At 62.4% G+C, this 26,035-nt stretch carries 26 protein-coding genes and 1 pseudogene; 16 read left to right on the plus strand and 11 right to left on the minus strand.

Translation table 11 applies throughout. The features are described 5' to 3' along the window. Positions 1–47: 47 nt before the first annotated feature. On the minus strand, positions 48–1,511 hold the full coding sequence (gene betB / locus ACE04I_RS13710) for a betaine-aldehyde dehydrogenase (protein WP_487207214.1): 1,464 nt from the start codon (positions 1,509–1,511) through the stop codon (positions 48–50). A gap of 1 nt (position 1,512) precedes the next feature. Beyond that, positions 1,513–3,036, minus strand: coding sequence for a choline-sulfatase (gene betC, locus ACE04I_RS13715; RefSeq protein WP_046795831.1), 1,524 nt, complete (start codon positions 3,034–3,036; stop codon positions 1,513–1,515). Between the two features lie 181 nt (positions 3,037–3,217). Here betC and ACE04I_RS13720 point away from each other — a divergent pair, with 181 nt between their 5' ends. From ACE04I_RS13720 to ACE04I_RS13740, 5 genes are all read left to right on the plus strand, one after another. Continuing rightward, the gene (locus ACE04I_RS13720) at positions 3,218–3,778 is read left to right on the plus strand and encodes an HdeD family acid-resistance protein (protein ID WP_046795830.1); all 561 of its coding nucleotides are present in this window, start codon (positions 3,218–3,220) and stop codon (positions 3,776–3,778) included. A gap of 139 nt (positions 3,779–3,917) precedes the next feature. After that, positions 3,918–5,720: a bifunctional diguanylate cyclase/phosphodiesterase gene (locus ACE04I_RS13725; RefSeq protein WP_046795829.1), complete on the plus strand. Its 1,803-nt coding sequence runs from the start codon at positions 3,918–3,920 to the stop codon at positions 5,718–5,720. A gap of 77 nt (positions 5,721–5,797) precedes the next feature. Next, positions 5,798–6,802, plus strand: coding sequence for an NAD(P)H-quinone oxidoreductase (locus ACE04I_RS13730; protein ID WP_046795828.1), 1,005 nt, complete (start codon positions 5,798–5,800; stop codon positions 6,800–6,802). A gap of 40 nt (positions 6,803–6,842) precedes the next feature. Next, positions 6,843–7,166: a type II toxin-antitoxin system RelE/ParE family toxin gene (locus ACE04I_RS13735; RefSeq protein ID WP_046795827.1), complete on the plus strand. Its 324-nt coding sequence runs from the start codon at positions 6,843–6,845 to the stop codon at positions 7,164–7,166. Next, positions 7,166–7,447, plus strand: a complete 282-nt coding sequence (locus tag ACE04I_RS13740; protein WP_046795826.1) for a helix-turn-helix domain-containing protein — start codon at positions 7,166–7,168, stop codon at positions 7,445–7,447. The genes ACE04I_RS13735 and ACE04I_RS13740 overlap by 1 nt, the downstream gene beginning before the upstream one ends. 281 nt (positions 7,448–7,728) lie before the next feature. Here ACE04I_RS13740 and ACE04I_RS13745 read toward each other — a convergent pair whose 3' ends face one another. Further along, positions 7,729–8,166, minus strand: a complete 438-nt coding sequence (locus tag ACE04I_RS13745) for a YdeI/OmpD-associated family protein (RefSeq protein WP_046795825.1) — start codon at positions 8,164–8,166, stop codon at positions 7,729–7,731. A 9-nt stretch (positions 8,167–8,175) separates the two neighbouring features. Next, entirely contained in the window at positions 8,176–8,913 is a 738-nt protein-coding gene (locus tag ACE04I_RS13750) for a DUF3750 domain-containing protein (protein ID WP_046795824.1), read from the minus strand. Between the two features lie 72 nt (positions 8,914–8,985). Here ACE04I_RS13750 and ACE04I_RS13755 point away from each other — a divergent pair, with 72 nt between their 5' ends. After that, positions 8,986–9,993 carry an asparaginase gene (locus tag ACE04I_RS13755; protein WP_046795823.1) on the plus strand — a complete coding sequence of 336 codons (1,008 nt, stop codon included), beginning with the start codon at positions 8,986–8,988 and terminating at the stop codon, positions 9,991–9,993. Here ACE04I_RS13755 and ACE04I_RS13760 read toward each other — a convergent pair. Beyond that, positions 9,990–10,745 (minus strand): annotated as a pseudogene (locus ACE04I_RS13760) (DeoR/GlpR family DNA-binding transcription regulator). The gene ACE04I_RS13755 and the pseudogene ACE04I_RS13760 sit on opposite strands and share 4 nt — an antisense overlap. Before the next feature lie 165 nt (positions 10,746–10,910). On the opposite strand from ACE04I_RS13760, the gene ACE04I_RS13765 reads away from it, so the two are divergent. Further along, positions 10,911–11,267 carry a hypothetical protein gene (locus tag ACE04I_RS13765; protein ID WP_046795821.1) on the plus strand — a complete coding sequence of 119 codons (357 nt, stop codon included), beginning with the start codon at positions 10,911–10,913 and terminating at the stop codon, positions 11,265–11,267. An 81-nt stretch (positions 11,268–11,348) separates the two neighbouring features. After that, entirely contained in the window at positions 11,349–11,972 is a 624-nt protein-coding gene (locus ACE04I_RS13770) for a glutathione S-transferase family protein (RefSeq protein WP_046795820.1), read from the plus strand. Between the two features lie 7 nt (positions 11,973–11,979). Here the strand turns inward: ACE04I_RS13770 and ACE04I_RS13775 are convergent, their stop codons facing one another. Beyond that, a complete protein-coding gene (locus tag ACE04I_RS13775; protein WP_046795819.1) occupies positions 11,980–12,177 on the minus strand; it encodes a hypothetical protein in 198 nt (65 codons plus the stop codon). 102 nt (positions 12,178–12,279) lie between these two features. Between ACE04I_RS13775 and ACE04I_RS13780 the strand changes: the two genes are divergently transcribed. Continuing rightward, entirely contained in the window at positions 12,280–13,173 is an 894-nt protein-coding gene (locus ACE04I_RS13780) for a LysR substrate-binding domain-containing protein (RefSeq protein ID WP_046795818.1), read from the plus strand. A 2-nt stretch (positions 13,174–13,175) separates the two neighbouring features. Here ACE04I_RS13780 and ACE04I_RS13785 read toward each other — a convergent pair whose 3' ends face one another. From ACE04I_RS13785 to ACE04I_RS13795, 3 genes are all read right to left on the minus strand, one after another. Next, a complete protein-coding gene (locus ACE04I_RS13785; protein ID WP_046795817.1) occupies positions 13,176–13,823 on the minus strand; it encodes a glutathione S-transferase family protein in 648 nt (215 codons plus the stop codon). A gap of 123 nt (positions 13,824–13,946) precedes the next feature. Beyond that, positions 13,947–15,314, minus strand: coding sequence for a TIGR03808 family TAT-translocated repetitive protein (locus tag ACE04I_RS13790; protein WP_046796059.1), 1,368 nt, complete (start codon positions 15,312–15,314; stop codon positions 13,947–13,949). 90 nt (positions 15,315–15,404) lie between these two features. After that, entirely contained in the window at positions 15,405–15,926 is a 522-nt protein-coding gene (locus ACE04I_RS13795) for a MarR family winged helix-turn-helix transcriptional regulator (protein ID WP_046795816.1), read from the minus strand. Between the two features lie 123 nt (positions 15,927–16,049). Here ACE04I_RS13795 and ACE04I_RS13800 point away from each other — a divergent pair, with 123 nt between their 5' ends. The 3 genes from ACE04I_RS13800 to ACE04I_RS13810 all read left to right on the plus strand — a co-directional run bounded on the left by ACE04I_RS13800 (position 16,050) and on the right by ACE04I_RS13810 (position 20,530). Beyond that, positions 16,050–17,561, plus strand: coding sequence for an MDR family MFS transporter (locus ACE04I_RS13800; protein WP_046795815.1), 1,512 nt, complete (start codon positions 16,050–16,052; stop codon positions 17,559–17,561). 82 nt (positions 17,562–17,643) lie between these two features. After that, positions 17,644–18,654, plus strand: coding sequence for a ligase-associated DNA damage response exonuclease (locus ACE04I_RS13805; protein WP_046795814.1), 1,011 nt, complete (start codon positions 17,644–17,646; stop codon positions 18,652–18,654). Between the two features lie 250 nt (positions 18,655–18,904). Beyond that, positions 18,905–20,530 carry a cisplatin damage response ATP-dependent DNA ligase gene (locus tag ACE04I_RS13810; protein WP_046795813.1) on the plus strand — a complete coding sequence of 542 codons (1,626 nt, stop codon included), beginning with the start codon at positions 18,905–18,907 and terminating at the stop codon, positions 20,528–20,530. Here the strand turns inward: ACE04I_RS13810 and ACE04I_RS13815 are convergent. Continuing rightward, positions 20,527–21,414, minus strand: a complete 888-nt coding sequence (locus tag ACE04I_RS13815; protein ID WP_487207215.1) for an NAD(P)/FAD-dependent oxidoreductase — start codon at positions 21,412–21,414, stop codon at positions 20,527–20,529. The two genes, ACE04I_RS13810 and ACE04I_RS13815, sit on opposite strands and share 4 nt — an antisense overlap. Before the next feature lie 134 nt (positions 21,415–21,548). Between ACE04I_RS13815 and ACE04I_RS13820 the strand changes: the two genes are divergently transcribed. Further along, positions 21,549–22,031, plus strand: coding sequence for an Rrf2 family transcriptional regulator (locus ACE04I_RS13820; RefSeq protein ID WP_046795811.1), 483 nt, complete (start codon positions 21,549–21,551; stop codon positions 22,029–22,031). Between the two features lie 89 nt (positions 22,032–22,120). Here ACE04I_RS13820 and ACE04I_RS13825 read toward each other — a convergent pair whose 3' ends face one another. After that, positions 22,121–23,053 (minus strand): RHS repeat-associated core domain-containing protein, encoded by a 933-nt coding sequence (locus ACE04I_RS13825; RefSeq protein WP_487207216.1) that lies wholly within the window; start codon positions 23,051–23,053, stop codon positions 22,121–22,123. A 246-nt stretch (positions 23,054–23,299) separates the two neighbouring features. Between ACE04I_RS13825 and ACE04I_RS13830 the strand changes: the two genes are divergently transcribed. From ACE04I_RS13830 to ACE04I_RS13840, 3 genes are all read left to right on the plus strand, one after another. Then, positions 23,300–24,109: a L,D-transpeptidase gene (locus ACE04I_RS13830; protein ID WP_046795810.1), complete on the plus strand. Its 810-nt coding sequence runs from the start codon at positions 23,300–23,302 to the stop codon at positions 24,107–24,109. 225 nt (positions 24,110–24,334) lie between these two features. Continuing rightward, positions 24,335–25,069, plus strand: a complete 735-nt coding sequence (locus tag ACE04I_RS13835) for a L,D-transpeptidase (RefSeq protein WP_046795809.1) — start codon at positions 24,335–24,337, stop codon at positions 25,067–25,069. Positions 25,070–25,130: 61 nt separating this feature from the next. Beyond that, positions 25,131–26,015, plus strand: a complete 885-nt coding sequence (locus tag ACE04I_RS13840; protein WP_046795808.1) for an aminoglycoside phosphotransferase family protein — start codon at positions 25,131–25,133, stop codon at positions 26,013–26,015. Positions 26,016–26,035 lie beyond the last annotated feature (20 nt).

The following is a 26,035-nucleotide window of genomic DNA, read 5'->3' on the forward strand; positions in this document are numbered from 1 at the left end:
CCCCACCCGCAGCTTCGCTGCGACCTCCCCCCTCAAGGGGGAGGTGATCAATACGGCGCGTCGACCTTGCCCATGCCCACATAGACCGTCTTCAGCTCCGAATAATGCTCCAGCGCCGCAAGCGAGTTTTCCCGCCCGAAGCCGGATTGCTTCGAGCCGCCGAAGGGGATTTCCACCGGGCAGAGATTGTAGGTGTTGATCCAGAGCGTCCCGGCCTGCAGCTGATCCACGACGCGATGCCCTCGCGAAAGATCGGCGGTGAAGACGCCGGCCGAAAGGCCGAATTCGGTCGCGTTGGCGCGGGCGATCACCTCAGCCTCGTCGTCGAAATCGAGCACGCACATCACCGGCCCGAAGATTTCCTCGCGGGCGATCACCATGTCGTCCGTCACATCCGCGAACACGGTCGGCTGCACGTAATAGCCTTCGCCGGTCACATGGTTCGGAATGCCGCCGCCGGTGATCAGCGTCGCACCCTCGGCCTTGCCCTTGTCGATATAGCTCAAGACCTTCTGGCGCTGGTCGAAGGAAACCATCGGCCCGAGCTGCGTCGCCTCGTCCATAGGGTCGCCGATGGTGATCTTTTCCGTCCGCTCCTTGAGGCGCGAGAGGAACTGATCCTTCACTTTGCGGCTCACGAAGACGCGTGTGCCGTTGGAGCAGACCTGGCCGGTGGAATAGAAATTGCCGAGCATGGCGCCGCCGATCGCAGAATCGAGATCGGCATCGTCGAAGACGATCAGCGGCGATTTTCCGCCGAGCTCCATCGTCACATGCTTGAGGCTGCCGGCCGCCGCCGCCGCCACCTTGCGGCCGGTCGGCACCGAGCCCGTCAGCGAAACTTTCGCCACGTCCGGATGGTTGACGAGCAGGGGTCCTGTGTTCCGGTCACCCTGGATCACGTTGAAGAGCCCCTTCGGCAGGCCGGCCTCGATCAGGATTTCGGCGATCTTCAGCGCACCCAGCGGCGTGTTTTCCGACGGCTTGAAGACCATGGCATTGCCGGCCGCGAGCGCCGGTGCACCTTTCCAGCAGGCGATCTGCTGCGGATAGTTCCAGGCGCCGATGCCGACGCAGACGCCGAGCGGCACGCGCTTGGTATAGGCAAAATCGCCGCCGAGCGGGATATAGCTGCCGTTCATGCCGGCGGCGATCACGCCCCCGAAGAATTCGAAACTGTCCGCACCCGAGGTGGGGTCGGCAACGATCGTCTCCTGGATCGGCTTGCCGGTGTCGAGTGTCTCAAGTTCTGAAAGCTCGCGGTTGCGCTCGCGCATGATTTCGGCGGCACGTTTAAGGATGCGGCCGCGCGCCGTGGGGCTTATCGCTGCCCATTCCGGCTGGGCGCGTTTCGCCGCGGCGATCGCCTTTTCGATGATCGCCGGCGTTGCCGCATGCAGGCGCGCGATCACCTCTCCGGTGGCGGGATAGAGGCTTTCGATGACGGTGCCGTCCGTGTCCTCGATATATTCGCCGTCGATGAAATGGCTGGCGATGGGCTGGGCTTTCATCTCATTCGCCTCTCGGATAACGCTTCGATTCCTCGAGATTGTCGAGGTTCATGTGGTTGCGCATATAGCGCTCGGAAGCCTTTTGCAGAGGCTGGTGATCCCAGGGGTAATAGGCGCCGTTCCTGAGCGCTTCGTAGACCACCCAGCGGCGCGCCTGGCTTTCACGCACTGCGGCATCGAAACCCGCCATATCCCATTTGGCGAGGCGCTTTTTCCTGAACCCTTCCAGGATATCGGCAAAGGCCGAATCGCCGGCAAGGTTCGTGAGCTCCTTCGGATCGGCCTCAAGATCGAAAAGCTGTTCGGGGTCCAGTTCGCAATGGATGTATTTCCATTTGCCCTCGCGAATGCAAACGAGCGGCGCGTAAGAGGCTTCGGCCGCATATTCCATCAGCACCGGGCTCGTGCGGACCTGGCCGTTCATTACGGGCTTCAGGCTCTCGCCGTCCGTCCAGGGCTCGATCTCCTCCATGGAAATGCCTGCGAGGTCGCAGAGTGTCGGCGTCACGTCGAGGTTAGAAACGGGTGCCATGTGCAGGGCCGGCGCAATGCCGGGCCCGGCGATCATCAGCGGCACGCGAGCCGAGCCCTCGAAGAAGTTCATTTTGAACCACAGGCCGCGCTCGCCCAGCATGTCGCCGTGGTCGGAGCAGAACAGGATGAAGGTATCCTCCAGCATCCGCGTGCGCGTCAGCGTATCGACGAGCTCGCCCACCTTCTCGTCGAGATAGGAGATGTTGGCGAAATAGGCCCGGCGCGAGCGGCGGATGTCCTCCTCCGTCACGTCGAAATTCTTGTAGTCGCAGGAAAAGATGATCCGCTGAGAATGCGGATTCTGGTTCTCCAGCGGGATTTCACCGACTTCCGGCAGGAGGTGTTCGCAGTCCTCGTAGAGGTCCCAGAACTTCCGGCGCGCCACGTAAGGATCGTGCGGGTGAGTGAAGGAGACGGTGAGACACCATGGCCGGCGGTTCTCGTCGTCGTTCTCGCGCGAAAGCTGGTAGAGCTTCTGGTTGGCGAGGAAGGCGACCTCGTCGTCATATTCCATCTGGTTGGTGATTTCGGCCACGCCTGCGCCCGTCACTGAACCCAGATTGTGATACCACCAGTCGATCCGCTCGCCGGGCTTCCGGTAATCCGGCGTCCAGCCGAAATCCGCCGGATAGATATCGGTCGTCAGCCGCTCCTCGAAGCCGTGGAGCTGGTCCGGCCCCACGAAATGCATCTTGCCGGAAAGTGCGGTGTAATAGCCCGCGCGGCGCAGATGATGCGCATAGGTCGGGATCGACGAGACATATTCGGCCGCATTGTCGTAGACGCGCGTCCGGCTCGGCAGTTGACCGGCCATGAAGGAGGCGCGGGCCGGCGCGCAGAGCGGCGAGGACGTGTAGTTGTTGGAAAACCGTGCCGATCGTGCCGCCAGCGCCTTCATGTGCGGGGCATGCAGCCAGTCCGCAGGCCCGTCCGGGAAAAGTTTCCCGTTGAGCTGATCGACCATGATGATGAGGATGTTCGGCTTGGCCATGGCGGAATCGGTTTCCTGCGAGAGCGGATTACGGCTTCGAGACTGAGTTATTTTCGATTTCGATGTCGATCAAGCGAAGTTTGCGAACCATCCTGTCGCAAAAGCGCGCCGTTGACGTCTGTCGTGCCGGCTCCAGATACTCTGCATGGGCTTGGAAGCCCCTGGGGAAAAGGAGTTTGTCATGACTTTGGGTCTGGATACGCCGTCCGTCGGCACGGTGCGCGACAAGTGGGGCTGGTTTCTCGCTCTTGGAATTCTCCTTCTGGTGTTCGGGATCATCGCCTTCGCCAATCTCTTCGTGGCGACGGTGGCTTCCGTCTTCTACATCGGCATGATGATGCTGATCGGCGGCGCCGCGCAGTTCCTCCACGCCTTCCAATCGAAGGGCGGCTGGCGGGACTGGCTTTACTGGGGTCTGAGCGGCCTGCTTTATACGATCGCCGGCCTGCTCGCCTTCTGGAACCCCGCGCTGACGGCCGTGGTATTCACCTTCTTCATGGCCGTCGCCATGATCGTCGCCGGTGGCTTCCGCATCTGGATCGGCTACCGAATGCGGCCGATGAAGGGCGCCGGCTGGGTCATCGCCGCGGGCATCGTCACGGTGATCGCCGGCCTGGTGATCGCGCTTGGCTGGCCGGTGAACAGCCTTTGGGTTCTCGGTCTCTTCCTGGCAGTCGACCTCATCATGCAGGGTTGGGCGCTGATAGCGCTGGCGCTGGCGGCCCGCGCTAAGGAAGCCTGACCGATAGCTCTGGTTGAGCGAGGCGGAGGAACTCGCCTACGTCATCAAACCTTCATGGAAATATCACTGAAGGGAAAGAGATTTTTGACGAATTGCTGTGAGCTTCGCGCCCGTGTCTTGCGTACCGCGTGGAGTAGTTATGTCGTCCGCCGCAATCCTCGAGCCGGGTGTTCTGAGGCGTTATGCCAATGATCAGCTCGTCACGCTCGCGAAGCTGGTTCTGGAAAACGCCTTCCAGCCGATCGTCGAAATGGGTACGGGTTCGGTCTTCGGCTATGAATCGCTGCTGCGCGGGCATGAGCGGATAGGTTTTTCCTCGCCGCTCGATTTGCTCGACCAGGCGCAGGATGCCGGCCAGCTTCTCCCGCTCGAGCAGATGCTGGCGAACCGGGCGCTTGCCAAGTTCGCCGCGCTGCCGGATTTCTCCTCCGCGACACTCTTTCTCAATCTCGATGTCCGGCTCATCCGCCACGGCGAGTATTTCATCGACAAGCTGCTGCAGAGCCTCCGGAAGTCGGCGATACCGCCATCCTCGGTCTGCTTCGAGTTCTCCGAGCGCTTCGACAACACCAGTGTTCCGGAATTCGCCAATCTGGTGACGCATATGCGCAAGGCGGGCTTCAAGCTCGCGATCGACGATTTCGGCGTCGGCCACGGGGAGATGAAGCTCCTGTGCGATTACCCGGTGGACTATCTCAAGATCGACCGGCACTTCATCGCCGGTATCGACAGGAGCCCCCGCAAGCGGCATCTCGTCAAGAACATCGTCAGCATTGCCCACGTGCTCGGCATAAGGGTGATCGCCGAAGGCATCGAGACCGAGCAGGAATTCGTGGCCTGCCGGGAATATGGCGTCGATCTGGTGCAGGGCTATTTCATCGCCCGGCCGACGACCTTTCCGGCCGAACTGCAGCCTGCCTTTCCCCACCTGGCCGATATCGGCCGTTTGCGCTCCAGCCAGTCGCTCGATGAGATCCTCATCCGCCGCCAGATCGAGAATTTGCCGAGCGTCTACGAAAACGAGAGCATCGACAAGGTGTTCGAACTCTTCCGGAAGAACCCGCGCCAGGCGTTCTTTCCGGTCTTGAACGCCAATGGCGAGCCGCGCGGCGTCATCAACGAATATCACCTGAAGGAATATATCTATCAGCCCTTCGGCCGCGACCTTCTGAAGAACAAGGTCTACGAGCGCACCATCTCGCATTTCGTCGATCCGGCACCGATCATGGGGCTGGATGCCGATGCCGAGGAGCTGATGAGCCTGTTCGCCAGCATGGAAAACAGCGCCTGCGTGATCCTGACGGAAAACATGCGTTATGCCGGCGTGGTCTCCGCCGCTTCGCTCATCAAGGTCATCAACGAAAAGCAGTTGAAGATCGCCCAGGACCAGAACCCGTTGACCGGCCTGCCGGGCAATCGCGCCATCCGCGATTTCATGCAGGAAGCAGGCCGCGACGACGAGGAGACGAGGTTCTTTTGTTATTGCGACTTCGACAATTTCAAACCGTTCAACGATCATTACGGTTTTCACGTGGGCGATCATGCGATCACGCTCTTCGCCGCGCTGATGAAGCGTTATTTCTTCTCCGAAGGCGATTTCCTGGGACATGTCGGCGGCGACGATTTCTTCATCGGCGTGCGCGACTGGACGCGGGACGAACTCACCGAAATCCTGGAACGGCTGCTCAGCGACTTCCACACCGATGTCGCCGAGCTCTATTCGCCGGAGGAGCGGGCGGCCGGCAAGATCCGCGGCCATGATCGGTCGGGCGCGGAGCGCGACTTCCCGCTGCTGCGCTGTTCCATGGGCATACTGGAACTGCCCCAGGGCCTCCTGCTCGACGATGTCGGCCGGATCGGCGCGAAGATCGCGGCCGTGAAGGCGCAGGCCAAGGCGAGCGAGAGCGGGCTGATCTTCGCCACCTTCGGCGAGACAAATTGACCCGCCTGCCGGAAGGCCGTCTTTTTATCCTTCCGTGGGTGGCCTAGGTTGAGGGGTGTCACCGAAAGGAGCCCCCCATGCCGCTTCCCGCCGAAATGCGTTTCATCGATCTGCCGTCCTTCGGAGTGCCGGACGTCATGACCGTCGCCACCGGGCCGGTTCCCAGGCCGCGGCCCGGCGAAATCCTGGTCAGGGTCGAGGCGGCGGGCATCAACCGGCCGGATGTGGCGCAGCGGCAGGGCACCTATCCGCCGCCTAAGGATGCGAGCCCCATTCTCGGCCTCGAAATCGCCGGCGAGGTGGTCGCGCTCGGCGAAGGGGTGAACGGTTTCAAGCCGGGCGACAAGGTCTGCGCGCTCGCCAATGGCGGCGCTTACGCCGAGTATTGCGCAGTTCCGGAGGGCCAGGCTCTCCCATGGCCGAAGGGCTATGATGCGGTTAGGGCCGCCGCGCTGCCGGAAACCTTCTTCACCGTATGGGCAAACCTCTTCCAGATGGCTGCGCTGACGGAAGGCGAAAGCGTGCTTATCCATGGCGGCACGAGTGGCATCGGCACGACGGCGATCCAGCTTGCCAGGGCTTTCGGCGCGACGGTCTATGCGACGGCGGGCTCTGAGGAGAAGTGCGCGGCCTGCGAAAAGCTCGGCGCTGCGCGCGGCATCAACTACAGGACAGAAGATTTCGCCGCCGTCATCAAGGAGGTGACCGGCGGCAAGGGCGTGGATGTGGTGCTGGACATGATCGGCGGCGCCTATTTCGAGAAGAATTTGAGCGTGCTTGCGAAGGACGGTTGCCTGTCGATCATCGCCTTCCTCGGCGGGCCGACGGTGGAAAAGGCGAACCTCACGCCGATCATGGTCAAGCGCCTGACCGTGACGGGCTCGACCATGCGCCCCCGCACGGCGGAGGAAAAGCGCGCCATCCGCGATGATCTGCTATCGGAAGTCTGGCCTATTTTGGAAGAAGGCAGAGTAGCCCCGGTCATCCACACGGTTCTCCCCTTCGACCAGGTCGTGGAGGCCCACCGGCTGATGGAGACGAGCACGCATGTCGGCAAGATCGTGTTGCAGTTCTCTCGATAATCTTGTTTGTATATCGATTTTGATATAAAGTGCGGCGCTTATGAAGTCTCTGGAATTTATGGGAGATGCCTTGGAGCGGTTGCGTGGCTTCCCGGAAGACGCACGCAAGCAGGCCGGCGTCCAGTTGCACAAGATTCAGCTCGGCCTTGATCCGAGCGATTGGAAGCCGATGTCGACGATCGGTCCGGGCGTGCGGGAAATCCGTATTCGGGACGAAGCGGGAGCTTTCCGTGTGGTCTATGTCGCCAGGATCGAGGATGCGATTTACGTGCTGCATGCCTTCCAGAAGAAGACGCAGCAGACTGCCAAGAGAGATCTGGATATCGCCGCCTTACGGCTGCGGCAGATTGATGGAGCGAGATGATGGAACGTCAAAGCTTTGAAAACGTCTGGGATGCGCTCGAAGATACGCCCGCAGAGGCTGCCAACATGTCGATGCGTTCAGCACTCTTGATCGCGGTGGAGCAAAAGGTTCGAAGCTGGGGTGTGACCCAGGCCGAGGCCGCCCGTCGGCTCGGTGTCACTCAGCCTCGTTTGAATGATTTGCTGCGTGGGCGGATTACCAATTTCAGCCTGGATGCCTTGGTGGAGCTGGCGGCCAAAGCCGGACTTTCCGTGCGCCTGAACATCGCCGATGCCGCCTAACCGGTAACTTAATCGCGCGTTTGTTCATATTTCGTGCCTTGCAGACTCGGATATGCGTCCCTAACTTAATCTCATCATCAACGTAACGAAAGGAGGTGATCCAATGTCTAGTGAGATTACGGTTTGCGTAACGGACAGTGGAAAGGTGAAGGTTTCGGCGGGGCAATCCTCGCTCTAAACCCCATCCTCCTTCGGGACGTTTGTAAAACGGCCCGGGTTCGTTCAACCGGACCGAAACTCATGGAAGGGTCGCCTCGCGCGGCCCTTTTCCTTTTCCCGGATCACGCCGGCTTCATTCTCTCAATGATCTTTTCGATCCGCCGCACGCGCGTCTCGGGCCGTTTCGCCTCGGCAACGGCTTCTGCGTCCTCCCGGCGCTGCGTATAGCTCAGGCGCTGCCAGGCATCCTGGCATTCCGCAAGCTGAAGCGCCTCCATCAGCTCGACCGGCGGCTCGACCGTGCGTTCTTCCTGATCAAGCTCGAGCGTCACATGAAGCTCTTTCTCGCCCTTGACGCCCGCCGCCTCGCGATGGCTCTTGCGTAAAGGCAGGCAGAACATTCCGCCCATGGCCGATATCGTGCTGCGATAGGTATAGCCGTTGATCGTCACCTTCACCGGCGCGCGCACCTTGCCGAAGACCGGCTTGGGATCGAACGGCAGGATGATGAAGAAGCCTGGGCCGTCACGCCCAAGAACGGTGGTGAAGCTCTTGCGCATGTCGAGACCTCAAATGCCGATGCGTCCGAGAGCCGGTATCTTTATGCCGGGATTGGCAAAGTCCAGCCCGGCCACGAGGCCGAGGAAATGTACCTCAAAGCCGCTGCGCAGACCGGCGGAAAAGCCGAGAAGCCCGTACATGGTCACGTGCAGATCGCGCCAATCATTGTCGATATGCACGAAGTCCCCGTCGGGCAGGTAGTCGCGTCCGACCGCGTGCGGCGGAAGCACCGCGCCGAGTTCCGGCACCGTGCGCAGCACATGGGCGACGAAGGTATTGGAATTCGGACCCGGCCAGATCGTGTAGCCGCCCGGCTCGGCATAGGGATAGGCGGCGATCGCGCCCTCGATTTTCGGGATCAGCAGTTCCGCTTGCGCGCCCGTCACGGAAGCGACGAGCTGCGGTTGGTTGGAGTACCAATAGGCGTCCGCCGGCCGGTGGTTGCGGCGGATCGGAGATCCCCATCCCACCTTGTCGTAGCGGGTGTAACTCGCGGCTCCCTTTTCCTTGGTCACGATCCAGGCATGGCTCGCGACCGCGCCCTTCAGCCCGCCGGTGGCGGCGGAAAATATGTAGATCGCCGCGTCCTCGCTGGCCGAAGCCTCGGGCAGGATGCCGGCCGAGGACCATCGCGCCTCGCTCCAGCGCGCAGGCCTGTCCTGCATGGCCCACCAGCCGGCGGAGGCGAAGGTCGGCAGCAGGTAGATGATGAAGATGGTGAGAAACAGCCGCTTGACTGATTTCATGCGATACGCCCCGTGCAAGTCCCGTCCGGTTGTTCTATGGAGAAAAGAAAGCAGCAATTTCAGGACCGGACCATGCAAAACCCCGTTACCGTAGAAGTGACCAGAGGCAATGCCGTCGAAAGCCGCCACCGCGGGCTTGGCGTGGTGGTGGATGGCGACGGCAAGGTGGTCTTCTCCTTCGGGGAGGCGGAAGCGGGCGTCTTTCCCCGTTCCGCCTGCAAGGCCATGCAGGCGCTGCCGCTCATCGAAAGCGGTGCGGCGGATGCCTATGGCTTCGGCAACAAAGAGCTTGCGCTTGCCTGCTCCTCGCATTCCGGGGAAGACGAACACGTCGCCACGGCTTCCGCCATGCTTGCCCGCGCCGGCAGGGATGTCGCCGCGCTCGAATGCGGGGCGCATTGGTCCTCGGATCAGGAGACGCTCATCCATCAGGCCCGCACGCTCGAAAGACCCACCGCGCTTCACAACAATTGCTCCGGCAAGCATTCCGGTTTCGTCTGCACCTGCGTCCATTCCGGGATCGAGGTGAAGGGCTATGTCGGCTACGAGCATCCGCTGCAGGCGGAAATCCGCGGCGTCATGGAAGATCTGACGGGCGCGGTCCTCGGTCGGGACAATTGCGGCACGGACGGCTGCTCCATTCCCACCTATGCGGTTCCGCTGAAGGGGCTGGCCCACGGTTTTGCGAAGATGCTGACGGGGCGGGGCCTTGGCCCGGAGCGGGCGAAGGCCTCCCGACGGCTGATGGAGGCCTGCATGGCCGAGCCCTTCTACGTCGCCGGCACCAAGCGGGCCTGCACCAGGCTGATGGAGGTCGCGCCCGGAAAAATCTTCGCCAAGACCGGCGCCGAGGGCGTCTTCGTCGCGGCTCTTCCCGAACAGGGCCTCGCCATGGCCGTCAAATGCGAGGACGGCACCACGCGCGCCGCGGAAGCCATGATCTTCGCGCTGATCGCCCGCTATTTCGAGAAGGGCGACGAGGCTCAGCAGAAGCTTCTGGGCATGGCCAACCGCTCGATGAAGAACTGGAACGGCATCCATGTCGGCGATGTTCGTGTCACCGACGCGCTGTTTGCTTAGGCTTCGATGATTTCAAGTTCGAGGGCACGATAAGGCGCCAGACGCTCTTCGCCCAACCCGCTTTGGACGATCATGCCTGCCAGATCGGAAATCGGCATGATCGTGCAGGGTGAGGAGGCGTCCAGCTTTTAGTCCGTCACCAGCACGAAAGTCTCGGCGGTGCGCGAGGCGATGTGGCGTTTGACTGCCGCTTCCTCCAGATCGCCGGTGGAAAGCCCGCGCGAGGGATGGATGGCGGTGGCGCCCAGGAAGAAGATATCCGGCCGGATCAGGGAAATCTGGCTGATGGGCATCGCCCCGACAGCCACCATGGAATGTTTGTAGAGACGCCCGCCGATCAAAATAACCTCAGCCGTCGGATGATGTTCGAGTTCGGCAGCGATCGTCGGGCTGTGGGTCGCCACCGTGAAGGCGAAGCTGCGGGGTAGCGCACGGGCGATTTCTGCCGTCGACGTTCCGCCGTCGAGAAAGATCAACTGGCCGGGTTTCACCATGCCCGCGGCCGCCGCGCCAAGCTTCCGTTTGACCTCCGACGAAATCACCCGCCGTGCGGAGAGATCCGGCAGGTCCGGCGATATGGGCATCGCCCCGCCATGGACGCGCCGAAGCAGGCCATCGGCGGCCATCTCCCTCAGGTCCCGCCGGATCGTGTCCTCGGAGAGCGAGAATTCTTCCGCGGCCCGCTTTGCGACGACCTGGCCCTCGCGGCGCAGCATGTCGAGAATGAGGTCTTTGCGTTGACTGGTCAGCATATCTTGACTCTGCACGAAACTGCATGAATAAGCATGAATAAGCATGAATAAGCATGAATAAGCATGAATAAGCATGAATATGCCTGAAACTATGCCGAGTGTAAAGGATTTCAGGCAAATTCGTGCAGTTCTGCCATGAGCGCAGATTGGTTTGGAGAAACGAAGATGCTGATCTTGATTGCTGGACCCTATCGTTCGGGCACGGGGGATGACCCGAAGAAGATGGCCGAAAACCTGAAGCGGCTGGAGGCGCCGTCCTACGCGCTGTTTAAGGCCGGCCATGTGCCGATGATCGGAGAATGGGTCGCGCTGCCGGTTTGGCATGCGGCGGGTGGCGTCGAAGTGGGGGATGATCTCTACAATGAGATTTTTCACCCTGTCGCCGGGCGCCTGCTTCAGCTTTGCGAAGGCGTGCTCCGCCTGCCGGGTGAATCCAAGGGGGCCGATAACGACGTCCGCATCGCCACCGAGCGCGGCATCCCGGTCTGGTACCGGCTGGAGGACGTGCCCGGTGTCTTTTGATGCGTCTTTTGATGTGTCTTTTGATGCTTCCGGCAGGCCAAAGCCGTGATAGAAAGGGCATCCTCAAACGGAGGATGCCCAATGTACACGCTGTTCTTTTCGCCGAATTCCTGTTCGCTGGCGAGCGCCATCGCGCTTGCCGAATCCGGACTGCCTTATGAACTGCGGCGCGTGAAGTTCGCCGAAAACGAGCAGCAGTCCGCCGAATATCTGAGGATCAACCCGAAGGGGCGCGTTCCGGCGCTGGCAACGGAAAAGGGCGTGCTGACGGAAAACGTCGCCATCCTCGCCTTCATCGCGCAGGCAGCACCCGAGGCGAAGCTCGCGCCGCTCGACGATCCTTTCGCCTTCGGCAGTATGCAGGCCTTCAACACCTATATTTCCTCGACCGTGCATGTCGCTTATGCGCATCGCAGGCGCGGCTATCGCTGGGCGGACAAGCAGGAATCCTTCGATGACATGGCGGCGAAGATGCCGAAGAACCTGCGCGATTGCTTCACGCTGATCGAGAACGAATATTTCGCTGGCCCCTGGGTCATGGGCGAGAACTACACGGTCGCCGACGCCTATCTCTTCACCATGTCCGATTGGCTGGCTGGAGCGGGCGTCGATATCGCCGAATTTCCGCGTGTCGCCGATCATTACCGGCGCATGAAGGAGCGCCCCGCCGTGCAGCGCACCCTCGCGGAACATCAGGTCGCCTGAGCGAGACTCAGGCGCATTTCCGGGGCGGCGCCCCTAAGTCCAGGTCGGCGTGATAAATGCTCGGGAAGGGCAGGTCAGCCAGTTCCAAGCTGTTCATCGCCTGGATGTCGGGATCCTGGAAGGGGTCTTCACGGTCTTCTTCAGCCCGATCCTCGGCAGCGTGCAGCCATTCTCTCAGGCTCCAGAAAATCTTCAGCGGTTCCATATCGGTCACCTCGCAAATCTCTCGGTATTTGCGAGGATAGAATGCGCTTGGCGGGCGAAAGGTTCAATTGAGTTGTTCAGGAGTTCATTGTAGAAAATCTATATGAACAACCTGAACCTCGTGCATCTGAACGGCCTTCGGGCACTGGAGGTGGTCGGTCGCCTCGGCTCGCTGCATGCGGCGGCCGAAGAGCTCGGCGTTTCGATCGGCGCCGTCAGCCAGCAGGTCATCAAGGCGGAGGCGCAGCTCGGCCAGCTCGTATTCCAGCGTCTGCCCAAGGGCATGCAGCCGACCGAAGCCGCCCGCCCGATGCTCGCTCGGTTGACGGAGGGGTTTCGCTCCCTCTCGGAGGCGGTGGCGATCGGCAGGCGGCGGGATGATACCTTGCTCACCATTTCCGTTGCACCGGTCTTCGCCGCCCGCTTTCTCGTTCACCGTCTTGATCGGTTCTCGGCGCTCCACCCGGGCATTCGCCTGCGCATGGATGCGACCACCAGGCTTGCCGATCTCGGGACGGACGATATCGACCTCGCCATCCGTGTCGGCACGGGGACCTGGCCTGGGGTCGATGCGGAGCTGTTGCGGGAACAGCGGATTTTTCCGGTCTGCACGCCGGCGTTGGCGGAAGGATTGAAGGAGCCGGCCGATATCCTGAAACTGCCGGCCATCATCGATGGTCCCTCCATGTTCACCTGGGAGACCTGGCTTCGCGAGGCCGGGCTTTCGGGCAGGCGGATGGAGACGCGTCACGTCTTCAACGATGCCTCGCTCTGCCTCGACGCCACGGTCGCGGGGCAGGGGGTGATGCTCGCCTGGCACACGCTGGCGGCCTATGCGCTGGAGCAGGGCAGGCTGGTGAAGCCTTTCGCGATAGAGGCCCGCACCGGCATGGGACACTATTTCGTCACCCGCGCCGGCGCGCGCCTGCCGGCGAAGGTGAGGGCTTTCCGCGATTGGCTTCACGCGGAGCTTGCGCCGGAAATCTCCGGCGCGTGAAATCAGGCGGGCTCGGCGAGGCGCTTTTCCCACATTGCCTTGAAGGCCGGCCGGGCCTGGCATTTTTCGAGCCATGCCTTCAGGGCGGGGCGGGTTTCGAAGAGCGGTGCATAACCCTGCGCATAGCGCACGATCTCCGTGACATTGATGTCCGCGACCGTGAAGCGGCCGCCGACCATATAACCGCCGACCTTCAGATGCTCTTCCAATGCGTCGAGAGGCCTTTTCAAACCGCGGGCGCAGACCTCGATATCGGCCTTGCCCTGTTCGGTATCCGGCGCTGAGGATTGTATCTTCAGGGCATTGGTTTCGATGCCCGTGGCGGCAAACAGCGACCATTGGATCATCAGCGCCTCTTCCTCGATGGAGTTCGGCCCGAACTCGCCGCCGTATTTCTTCGCGAGATAGAGGCTGATCGCCAGCGACTCGTGCAGTACGAAGCCGCCGTCATCCATGGAAGGGATCATCGTCATCGGGTTGACCGACCGGAATTCCGGCGACAGCGTGTTGACCGGCGCACCCGGCGCCATCGGGTCCGGCAGGCGATAGGCCTGGATCACCGGCGCATGCCTGAACGGAATGCCCAGTTCCTCCACAAGCCAGAGCGGCCGCGTGGCGCGCGAGCGATAGACCCCATAGATCGTCAGCATTGATTCCCTCCGTGGAAAAGCTTCGGGCGCACGCTATTGCCGCGGGCGGCCGAACGGAAGATCAATCCGCGTTGAGAATTGATGATTTGTCTTGATGGGATTTGCTTCTTCTACGGGTGTGCTCTACCCGGTCCGGTTTCCCTCGATCGTCAGATGACTGAAGCCCGAGGGGCCGGCTGCAAGCTCGCGCGTGGCGGCATCGTGCCAGCGGTAGCCGATCACCGCGCCGTCCAGCACCTCGTCGAACAGATTGCCGGTGATCAGCGCCTTGCCGGCGCCGTCCGCTACCGAGACGGCGCAGCCGACCCTTGCGCGGCGCACGATATTGCCGGTTACGGCAAGGTTGCGCAGAAAAGGTCCCCAGCCGACCAGCATTCCCCATTTCGGCACGTTCTCGATGACATTGGCGGTGACCGCCGTATCGGCCTCGGCGCTGATGCCTATGCCGAAACCCACGCTGTCGTGGATATAGGGTCCGGAAGCCGAGATGTTGCGGATAAGATTGCCCGAGATGATCGCAAGCCGCCCGCCCTCGTTGAAGTTGACGACCGAAATGCCGTTTGCCGCGCCATCAACGAGATTGCCGGTCACCAGCGCGCCCTCGAAGCCGAATTCCGAATAGATCGCCGTTTCGCCCGAGCCGAAGCACTGATTGTTGGCGATCTGCACATTGGAGGCGGCATTGGCCCGGATCGCCGAAAAGGCGGCGTCCGAGACATGGTTGCCGCTCACCATCACATTGTCGGCGCGGTAGATGTTGATCGCATTGCCGTATTGTCCGGTGCCGCCATAAGTCGCGCCGATGCGGAAGAGCCGATTGCCGGAAACCATGGTGCCGTCCACGCCCTTGGTTCGGCGATGAACGAGGATGCCGCCATTGCCGCAATCGAAAACCGTGTTGCCTGCGATCGAAAGCCCGCTGCTCTCCACCGCATAGAGCCCGTATTCGGCCGCACCTGAAATGCTGCAGTTCTCGATCCTTCCGCCGCAGGCTTCGAGCTGGATACCGCTCTTCCGGGAGCCCGCAATCTCGCAATTGCCGAGAAGGACTTGCCTCACGCCGCGCATATGGATGAGCGCGCCTGTCTCTTCACCGAGCGGCTGGTTTCCGCCGTCGATCACGATATTGGAGAACTCGATCCGTGAGGCATTATTGGCGCGGAAGAGATATCCGCCGCCGGAATGGACGATGCGCGAAGCGCCCGCCACGCCGATAATGCGGGCCCCATCCGGCAGGTCGATATTGGAGACTTCGTAATCGCCCGGCGGCAGGAAGAGAGGCACTCTTTCGCGCGCGGCCTTGGCGAGGAGTTCTCCAAGCTTGCGGCTCTGTTCCCCTCCGCCCGGCGTCACGCCATGCTCCCGCGCATCGATGGAACCTCTGAGATCGGTCATGGAAAGACCGGACGACGCGGCGTGCAGCCGGCTTGGAACCGCGCCTGCCGCAACCCCGCCGGCCATCAAGGCCAGTGCCGAGCGTCTCGAAAGCATGTCCCCCGCCATGTTCTCTCCGCAGGATGTCAGTTAAATCAAGAGGCACAGTTTGCGCCCAAGTCGTCTTGTCGAATTTCGCCCAAGCTTCTAGCTCTCCGATCGGTCGCCTGTCGGGTGAACGGCTTCGAAACGGGTGACAAATTTCTCGAAGAGCACGGAAAAGGCTTCGACATCCTCGGCCGGCCAATCCTCGAGCACGTCCATCAGCAGCGATTGCTTGACGGCGCGCACTTCGCTGATCAGGCGCTCCCCGAGTTCGGTCCGCTCGATCAGCGACCGCCGCCCATCCGCTTGGGAAGCCGTGCGGCGGACGACGCCGCGCGCAACCAGCTCCGCCACCATGCGGCTGCCGCGCGAGGGGTCGATGCGCATGGCCTCCGCGATCGCCCCGACGGTCGCCTCGCCGCCGGCCTTGTCGATCCGCTTCATCACGTCGAGCACGTCGAGGTGCGAGACATCGAGCCCCGGCACGGTATTGGCGATGGCGATGCGGCCGATGATGCGGCGGCGGATCAGCAGTCGCATACGCGTCAGCGTATCGCCGATGCGGGCGATCTCTTCCGCTTTGCCGGTCTCGGTTTTCTCTCGTTTCGTCAGGCTCTTGTTCATGGAGCGACCATAGCAAAGCGCGCCGACCGATCAAGACAAGTTGTTGCGCGTGCCAAACATTTGTTATTGACAGTTATATGCTTAAGGCACATGAATTGCGCTCTCACTTCCGGAAAGATATCCATGGACATGAATTATTCGGCGCCGCCGCCGCTCGTCTCCAGCCATGGTCTGCGGCTGGCCGTTTTCCTCTTTCTCATGATGGCGCTGTTCATGGCGACGCTGGATAACCAGATCGTCTCCACCGCGCTTCCCACCATCGTCGGCGATTTCGGCGAGCTGGAACGTTTCGGCTGGGTCGGGTCGGCCTATCTGCTCGCCACGAGCGCGGTGATGCCGGTCTATGGCAAGCTCGGCGATCTCTTCGGCCGCAAATACGTCATGATCGCCGCCGTCCTCATCTTCGTGCTTGGTTCGGTGCTGTGCGGCCTTGCCTGGTCGATGGATTCGCTGATCGCCGCCCGCGTCGTCCAGGGTCTTGGCGGCGGCGGTATCATGGTGTCGATCTTCTCCATCAATGCCGAGCTTTTCGAGCCGCGGGAACGGGCGAGATATCAGAGCTATTCCAGCCTCGTGCTGATGGCTTCGGGAACCGTCGGCCCGACGCTCGGCGGCACGATGAGCGATCTCTTCGGCTGGCGCTCGATCTTCCTCATCAATCTGCCGATCGGCATCATCGTGCTGACCGGTCTTGTGCTCCTTCTTCCCTATCGCCGTCCCGCGCGCCGCCCGAAGATCGATTACGGCGGGGCCATACTGCTTGCCGGCGCGGTGGCGAGCGTCGTGCTCTGGGCCGATTCCGCGCAGATATTCGGCTCGCTGCTCGCCTGGCAGTCGCTCCTCATCATCGGGCTGGGCGCGCTCTGCGCCTTCCTGTGGGTCAAGGTGGAGGCCCGTGTGCCGGAGCCGATCATTCCCCTGAAGCTCTTCCGGGATTCGACCTTCTCGCTATTCCTGGTGATTTCGCTGATGACCGGCGGCGTGGCGATCGGCATGGTGAATTATTTCGCGTTCTTCCTGCAGACGACGACGGGCCTGACGCCCACCACGGCCGGCCTGTTCTTCATCGCCACCACCGGCGGTATCGCGCTCGGCTCCCTGACGGCCGGACGGCTGATCTCGATGACCGGCCGCTACAAGCCCTTCGTCGTCATCGGACTGACGCTCAACATGACAGTGCTGGCGATATTCTCGCAGATCGGCGCCGGTACGCCGCTCACCATCGTAGCCCTTTTGATGCTGCTGCAGGGGCTGGCGATCGGCTTCGGTCAGCAGGCGCCGATCATCGGGGTCCAGAACAGCGCGCCGCGTGCCGATGTCGGCGCGGCCACCGGCGCGGTGACGCTCACCCGCATGGGCGGCGCGGCGATCGCGATCTCCATCTATGGCGCCATCATCGGTTCCCAGGTCGGCCATGCGGCGATCGATCTGCCGGGCGCCGGGCGGCTGGCGGAGATGACGCCCAAGATGATGGCGGAATTGCCGGAGGCGACGCGTCATGCAATCGCCGAGATCTATTCCACCGCCTTCACACCGCTTTTCCTGACCGGGGCCTGTATCGCGGCGATCGGCCTTGCCGCGGCGCTTGCGCTGAAACCGGTCCGGCTGCCGCCGGCAACCGCCGGGAGCCGTTGATCGGTTCGCAACGGCCTGAAAACAAAGGGATAGAGCGTTTCCGTGGCTTGGAGAAAGACGGAAACGCTCTATCTTGAGCCGCATGAAACCCGAGGCGCTGCTCCACCCCACTCCGGCCGGGCTCTTCTGCCCCATCGGCCGCTTCCATGTCGATCCGGTGCGCCCCGTCGAGCGGGCGCTCGTCACGCACGGCCATTCGGATCACGCCCGCGCCGGCCACGGCAAGGTGCTGGCGACCCGCCAGACGCTTGACATCATGCGGCTGCGCTATGGGGAAGGCTTTGCAGGCGCGGAGCAGGCGGTTTCCTTCGGAGAGGAGATCGATATCGACGGCGTGCGGGTGAGCTTCCATCCCGCCGGCCATGTGCTCGGCTCGGCCCAGATCGTCGTTGAACGGGAAGGGCTCCGGATCGTCGTCTCGGGGGATTACAAGCGCGGCATCGATCCCACCTGCGCTCCCTTCGAGCCGATCGCCTGCGACGTCTTCATCACCGAGGCGACCTTCGGCCTGCCGGTCTTCCACCATCCCGATCCGAGGGAAGAGATCGGCAAGCTCTTCACCTCGCTCAGACAGTTTCCCGAACGCAGCCACCTCGTCGGCGCCTATGCGCTCGGCAAGGCGCAGCGCGTCATTCGGCTGATCCGCGATTGCGGCTATCACGAACCGATCTTCATCCACGGCGCACTGGCGAGGCTCTGCGAATATTATCAGCGGGAGGGCATCGATCTCGGCGATATCCGCCCCGCCACCATAGAGGGCAGCAGCCCGGAGACCTTCCGGGGCTCCGTCATCGTCGGTCCGCCTTCGGCTTTTCAGGATCGCTGGGCGCGCCGCTTCAACGAGCCGCTCGTCGCCTTTGCCTCCGGCTGGATGATGGTGCGCCAGCGCGCCAAACAGGGCGGCGTCGAACTACCGCTGGTGATCTCCGATCATTGCGACTGGCCGGAGCTTCTGTCGACCATCAAGGAGATCGAGCCTTCCGAGGTCTGGGTCACCCACGGGCGCGAGGAGGCGCTGGTACGCTGGTGCGAACTCCAGGGCATTCCCGCCCGCCCGCTGCATCTGGTGGGCTATGAGGACGAGGGGGATTGATGGTGATCTCCTTCCGCTCGCTGAAGATGAAAACCCCTCCCCAACCCGACCGGGGTCGAGCCTCTTGTCTCGACCCGTCCTTGCGGACCCCCACAAGGGGGAGGGGCTTTGGTGCCTCGCTCACCCGTCCAAAGAGAGGTGACCTGCGGTGTTCGGCTTCGAGGGACCGGCAAGGCATGCCGCGAGTCCTCTCCCCCCTTGTGGGGGAGATGGCCGGCAGGCCAGAGGGGAACTTTGCGGAGCGGGCGTCATGAAAGCCTTCGCGACTCTCCTCGACCGCCTCGTCCTCACCCCATCGCGCAACGGCAAGCTGAAGCTGCTTGCCGATTATTTCCGCGACACGCCCGATCCCGATCGCGGCTATGGCCTTGCGGCGCTTGCCGGCGCGCTCGACTTGAAGAACGTCAAGCCGGCCATGCTGCGCGATCTCGTGCTGGAGCGCATGGACCCGGTCCTCTTCCAGTATTCCTACGACTATGTGGGAGATTTGGCCGAAACCATATCTCTCGTCTGGGATGCCGAAGGAAAGGACGACACAACGGACGAGGAGCAGCCGCATCTCGGCGAGGTGGTGACGAAAATGAACGCGCTCGGCCGCCTTGAGGTGCGCTCGGCGGTCCGCGATCTTCTCGGAAGGCTCGATCCGTCGAGCCGCTTCGCCTTCCTGAAGCTCGTCACGGGGGCTTTGCGCATCGGCGTCTCGGCCCGCCTCGCCAAGCAGGCGCTCTCCGATATGAGCGGTAAGGATGTGACCGAGATCGAGACGCTCTGGCACGGCCTCGTGCCGCCCTATGAGCCGCTCTTCGCCTGGCTGGAGGGCAGGGCGGAAAAGCCGGTGCTGGCCACGCCCGCGATCTTCCATTCCGTCATGCTCGCCAATCCGGTGGAGGAGGGCGATCTCGAAAAGCTCGATCCGGCAGACTACGCCGCCGAATGGAAATGGGATGGCATCCGCGTGCAGATGTCGAGCTATGGCGGCACGCGCAAGCTCTATTCCCGTTCGGGCGACGATATCTCCGGCGCTTTCCCGGATATCATCGATGCCATCAGCTTCGAGGGCGTCATCGATGGCGAGCTGCTGGTCGGCGGCACGATGCGTTCCAACAGCCCGACCCGCACCTTCTCCGATCTGCAGCAGCGGCTGAACCGCAAGACGGTCACAACGAAAATGCTGGAGGAATACCCGGCCTTCGTAAGGGCTTACGACCTGCTCTTCGAAGGCGACTTGGATATCCGCGCCGAGGGTTTCCTAGAGCGCCGGCGGCGGCTTTCGGATGTCATCGACAGGGCGCCGCATGATCGGTTCGATCTGTCCGATCTCGTGGCCTTCTCCACCTGGGATGAGCTGGACCGCCTGCGCCGCACGCCGCCCGATCCGGTGATCGAAGGCGTGATGATCAAGAAAAAGGACAGCCCCTATCAGGCCGGCCGCCTGAAAGGCCCTTGGTTCAAGTGGAAGCGTGATCCCTACAATATCGATGCGGTGATGCTCTATGCGCAGCGCGGCCATGGCAAGCGGTCGAGCTATTATTCCGATTTCACCTTCGGCGTATGGGCCGAAACGCCGGACGGCGAGGAGCTGGTGCCGGTCGGCAAGGCCTATTTCGGTTTTACCGATGCGGAACTGGAAGTGCTCGACAAGTTCGTGCGCGACAACACCGTCGATCGGTTCGGCCCCGTCCGTGCGGTCCGGGCAGAACCGGATTTCGGCTTCGTGCTGGAAGTCGCCTTCGAGGGCATCAACCGCTCCACGCGCCACAAGTCGGGGGTTGCCATGCGGTTTCCCCGGATTGCGCGCCTGCGGGCCGATAAGCTGCCGCGTGATGCCGACCGGCTTTCGACGCTGACCGCCATGGTGGAGGCGAAGGGAGGTTAATCCTCCCGGAATATCAGCGATTGGTGAACGGCGGAGCCGGCGATATTGCCGTCCGCCACGGCGATCGCGACCGATCCTGCGGGGCGCGTGGCATCGCCGCAGGCGAAGACGCCGGAAACGGTGGTTTCCTTGGTCTGGCCTGTTCTGATGAAGCGGAGAAGCGGGGATTCCTCGAATTCGCAGCCGAGCTGTTCGGCAAGCCCGCTTGCCATGCGCGACCGCGGCAATACGAAAAGGCCGGCGAAGGAGGCGGTCCTTCCGTCCGTGAAGTGGATGTCGGCCTCGCCGGTAATCTTCTCGATCTGCGCTTCCTCGATCCTGACACCCCGGCGAGCAAGTTGCGCGCGCTGCTCCTCGTCGGGCGTGAAGCTGCCGTTGAGCATGAAGGTGGTCGGCCCCCAGTCCGGCAGCATCATCGCGTGATGCATGGAAATGTCCGAGACGGCGATCACGCCGACATTCCCCCGGTTCAGCTCATAGCCGTGGCAATAGGGGCAGTGGAAGACGGAGCGGCCCCAGCGCTCCTCAAGACCTGAAATGTCCGGCAGCGTGTCGATCACACCCGCCGCCAGGACGAGCCGCCGCGCCGAAATCCGCCGGCCGTCACCCGTTTTGACGGAAAATCCGGAACCGGCTTTTTCCGCCTTCTCGGCCCGCCCATCCAGCCATTCGACCGTCTCGTAGTGCCGAAGCTGCGCGCGGGCGTCCGCCACGATGTCCTGCGGCGGGCGTCCGTCCTGTCCGAGAAAGCCGTGGGAGTGCGCGGCGAACCGGTTGCGGCGAAGGCCCTCGTCGATGATGAGAGTTCGCCTGCGGGCGCGACCGAGCTGGAGTGCGGCGGAAAGGCCGGCAAAGCTGCCGCCCACGATGATGGCGTCATACATCTGGAAACTCCTTTATCTCGATACAACATAAGTTACATGATTTCGGCTCGTCAACAGGTTTGTAACTTTTGTTGTTGCGTAAGGCTCGTTCCTGTAGGATGGGTTCGATGGATCGAGAAGGATGAAGACCGAAGATGCGACAGGATAGCCGGCTTTCCCGCATGCTGCATGTGCTGATCCATATGGACCGGCACGAGGGTTCGGCGACGTCCGAAGTGATCGCCGGCATGTTGAACGCCAATCCGGTGGTGATCCGCCGCACCATGGCGGGGCTTCGGGAGAAGGGCTATGTCCGCTCGGAGAAGGGCCATGGCGGCGGCTGGACTCTCAACCGTCCGCTGGAGGAGCTGACCCTGCTCGACGTCTACCGGGCGATCGGCGAGCCGCCGGTCTTTGCCGTCGGGCCGGCCTGCGACCAGCCGGAATGCCTTGTCGAGCAGGCGGTCAACGCGGCGCTGGAGGATGCGCTTGCCGAAGCCGAAAAGCTGCTTCTAGAGCGTCTCGGTCATGTGACGCTTGCCGATCTCGCCCGCGATTTCGACGAGCGGATGGCAAAGGTCCGCAGCTCTGGCCACGAGGGCGCGCGGTGCCGCGAAGGGAAGAGTGCGACGGCGTAGCTGGATTGCGCTCGCTCATGGCGTCCAGATGAGGGTCATGCTCTGAACGAGCGCCGGACCATGTGGCGGCTAGGGCAACCCATCGCGCCTCACCACCGGGAATCGCGGCGTATCGCACCTGCAAACGCAATAAGAGCACGCTGCCTCTGATTTGATTCGTCATAGCTGGGCAGGTGAACAGGCTCGTAACGTCTCGGACCTTGGGACATTCTGTGCCTGCGTGGCCGGCCCATTGGCGTAAGTTGCAGGTCGTTGTTGTAATAGGGAGGCGGTTCCGCGAACTGCTCGTGCGCGAAAAGACGATGGCTGGCCGAAAGTGCCTCGCTTCTAAGTGGACCATCGTCGACCTCAAAATACCTTGGCGGCGCTGATGGATGGAGATTCGGCCTAGGTTCGAGAGCGGACATTTCGAACCTTCCGACCGCCTCGTCATAGATTGGTGGTGCGCGTCGCGGTAAAACAACCGCATCCGCAGAAAAGTATCTCTCCTCGTGGTGCAAGCGGCGATCTCCCAATTCTCCTCTCGTCCAATTATTCACGGCGCTAATTGGCTCATGGGCATAGCGATCGGTCATGTCTGGTCGATATATTCTGCCCGAACCGACATGGATCGGCGCGCGTGAATCGGGATTTCGCGAAGGCATCAGCATGCCCGTGGACGTGCGATCCAAGAGCATGCCCGTGGACGTGCCATCGAAGAAAACGGGTCGCCTGCGCATGACCGGCCGCAGAAATCTTACGACTGCCCGCAGGGCAGTTATCCAGGAACGCCCCGTCGGGTCTGTGCGGTTGATGGGATCATTGCCGCAATAGGCATAAGCATTGATGCCGCCCCGCCCGAAAGGGGATAGCGGGTCGGGGCTGTGAAAGCGCATCAGGATGGGATTGTAGGCGCGCCGCCCATTTCCGAGAAGCTGCCAGCCCTGCGTTTCGTGGAGCTCACCGTTGAAGCCCATGGCGCTATGCCGTGCCGTGTCGGAAGCGGCGCTATGCTCCCGTCCTTTTCCGGAATGCTTGGCCATTGTGAAATCCTCCAAGTCACCGATGAGTAAATCTGTTTAGTTGTATTTTTATAATTTACAATTTATGAGATTATGATTGGAGCGGCAAGTCGCTAATCGCAACGCCTGGCTTCACGCCCGATTACGTCACCTTTTATCATTGGGATGCCTCCCTGAGCTGAATGGTGAGCCATCCGCGTCACCAGCCTCGCGCCAGTTGGCTCTGGCATGATCGCTTCCGACGTCATCTGCCGGAAGTGGGTTTCCATGCCATCAACTCATCAGCCTCTCCGCCGAATCCTTGCGCTGCTTTCGGTCTCGGTCTCCTCGATCCCGCTGAGCGGCTGCCTTTTCGTCACCGATACGAGCCGCATGAACCCGGATGTCTTCGTGCAGGAGACGGCGCCGGTCTTCTACAATCCCTATTACGCCGCGCCGGTGCAGCCGCAGCCGGTGCCGACGCGCGAGCCGATCCCGCAGAAGCGCAATCTCTACCAGACCCAGTTCCACCAGACCTATGGCCTGCCGGTCTCCAACCCCGTCCACCGCACCATGTATGGCGTGATGCGGGACGAAGGTCACACTCTGCCGGAGATTCCCTATTCGCGGATCGAGCAGCGCTTCCTGCGTCAGGAAGTATCCTACCGGACGGGCGAAGCGCCGGGCACGATCGTCGTCGATACGCGCGAGCACTATCTTTATCTGGTGCAGCCCGGCGGCAAGGCGATCCGCTACGGGGTCGGCCTCGGCAGGGACGGCTACGCCTGGTCGGGGCGCGGCAAGATCCAGTGGAAGGCGAAATGGCCGCGCTGGACCCCGCCGCTGGACATGGTCGAGCGCCAGCCGGAACTGCGCCAGTTCGCGGGCGGCGCGACCCCCGGCCTCAACAACCCGCTCGGCGCGCGCGCGCTCTACATTTTCAAGGACGGCAAGGATACGCTCTACCGCGTCCACGGCACGCCGGATTGGCAGTCGGTCGGCAAGGCGACCTCCTCAGGCTGCGTGCGCATGCTGAACCAGGATGTCATCGACCTTTTCGAGCGCGTGCCCGCGGGCGCCGAGATCGTGGTTATCTGACCACACCCGCGCGACACTTCCATGCGTTCACGCGAATGTGCCTGGCGACTCACGTCGGCCGGGCGCATTTGCTTTGCTACAGAGTATCGGCTAAGCGGCGTGCCGGCTTGCTTAGCGAAGCGTAAACCATGGGGTGGTAGCCCTGTTCACGGCTGGAACTTTTTCCTGCCTCCTGCCGTTGACGAGGCCGACATCAGCATTACCAAGACGGGTGGTCTTCCCAGCATGAGTCTCACCACTTCCTATTCCCGCCGGAGCGTTCTCACATTTCTGGCAGGCGGAGCGGCTTCCACGCTTGCCGGCTGCGCATCGACCGCGCCGCGCGGGCAGCTCGTCGCCAGTTATCCGGAGCCGATCGCTCCGACACCCGCTGCCTTCGCTCCACCCCCGATGGATGCGGGCGGCTCGGCCGAGCTCGACGCCATGTATGGTACGGTGATGGATGGCGGCTTCGTCATTCCGGCCGTGCCCTACCAGAAGATCAATCCGCGCTATTATCGCCAGCGCGTGGTCGATCCGACCGGCGAACGGCCGGGCACGGTGGTGGTGGATACCGCCTCGCGCTTCCTCTATCTCATCGAGCCGGGCGGCTCGGCCATGCGCTACGGCGTCGGCATCGGCCGCGAAGGCTTCGCCTGGCAGGGCGAGGGCGTCATCCAGTGGCGGCAGAAATGGCCGAAATGGACCCCGCCGAACGAAATGATCGCCCGCCAGCCGGAGCTTGCCAAATACTCCGCCGACAATGGCGGCATGCCGCCGGGGCTCTCCAATCCGCTCGGCGCGCGCGCCCTCTATATCTTCCAGAACGGCCAGGACACGCTCTACCGCCTGCACGGTTCGCCGGAATGGCAATCCATCGGCACGGCGGCCTCTTCCGGTTGTGTGCGGCTGATGAATCAGGACGTCATCGATCTCTACGATCGCGTGCCGACCAAGGCTCGCATTGTCGTCTGGCAGTAAGCGCTTTCACATTCCCGTCGTGAGGCGGTGTTAGCGCCTATCCGGCATTGTGGGGGAGCGCATGGCGGAAATCGATACGAAGCTGGTCGAAAACCTGGTCGCGGAACAGTTTCCGCAATGGGCGGATCTGCCGGTGCGTCCCGTCGCCAATGGCGGCTGGGACAACCGCACCTTCCACCTCGGCGATCATATGTCGGTTCGGCTGCCGAGCGCCGAGCACTATGTCGCGCAGGTGGAGAAGGAGCATCGCTGGCTGCCGGACCTGGCCTCTGCCCTGCCGCTGCCGATCCCGGCGCCGCTCGCCCAGGGAAGGCCGGGCTGCGGCTATCCCTGGCCGTGGTCGATCTACCGCTGGATCGAGGGCGAGACGGCGAAGCGCGAACGGATCGCCGACATGGTCCGCTTCGCCGAGGAGCTGGCGGATTTCCTGATCGCGCTCTGGAGGATCGATACCTCTGGTGGTCCCGCCGCCGGCGTGCACAACTTCCATCGGGGTGGTTCGCTCGGCGTCTATGATGGTCAAACGCGGGCAGCGCTTGCGGTTCTTGCCGATGAAATGGACGTGCCGTTGCTGACGGAAATCTGGGAAAGGGCGCTCGCCAGCCGCTGGCAGCAAAAGCCCGTCTGGGTGCATGGGGATATCGCCGAAGGCAATCTCCTGGTGCGAAACGGCAGACTTTCCGCGGTGATCGATTTCGGCAGTTCCGGCGTCGGCGACCCGTCCTCCGATCTCGTCATCGCCTGGACGCTGTTCGACCGGCCGGCGCGCGAGGCCTTCCGCGAGCGGCTGGACCTCGACGCTCAGGCTTGGGAGAGAGGGCGCGGCTGGGCGCTGTGGAAGGCTTTGATCACCCTTGCCGAACATCGGGAAAGTGATCTGCAAAAGGCGGATGCCCATCGCCGCTGGATCGAGGAAATCGTCGCGGATCATCAGGGCGCTATTTGATTTGCCCCTCACCCTAGCCC

Source organism: Rhizobium moroccans (assembly GCF_057559155.1).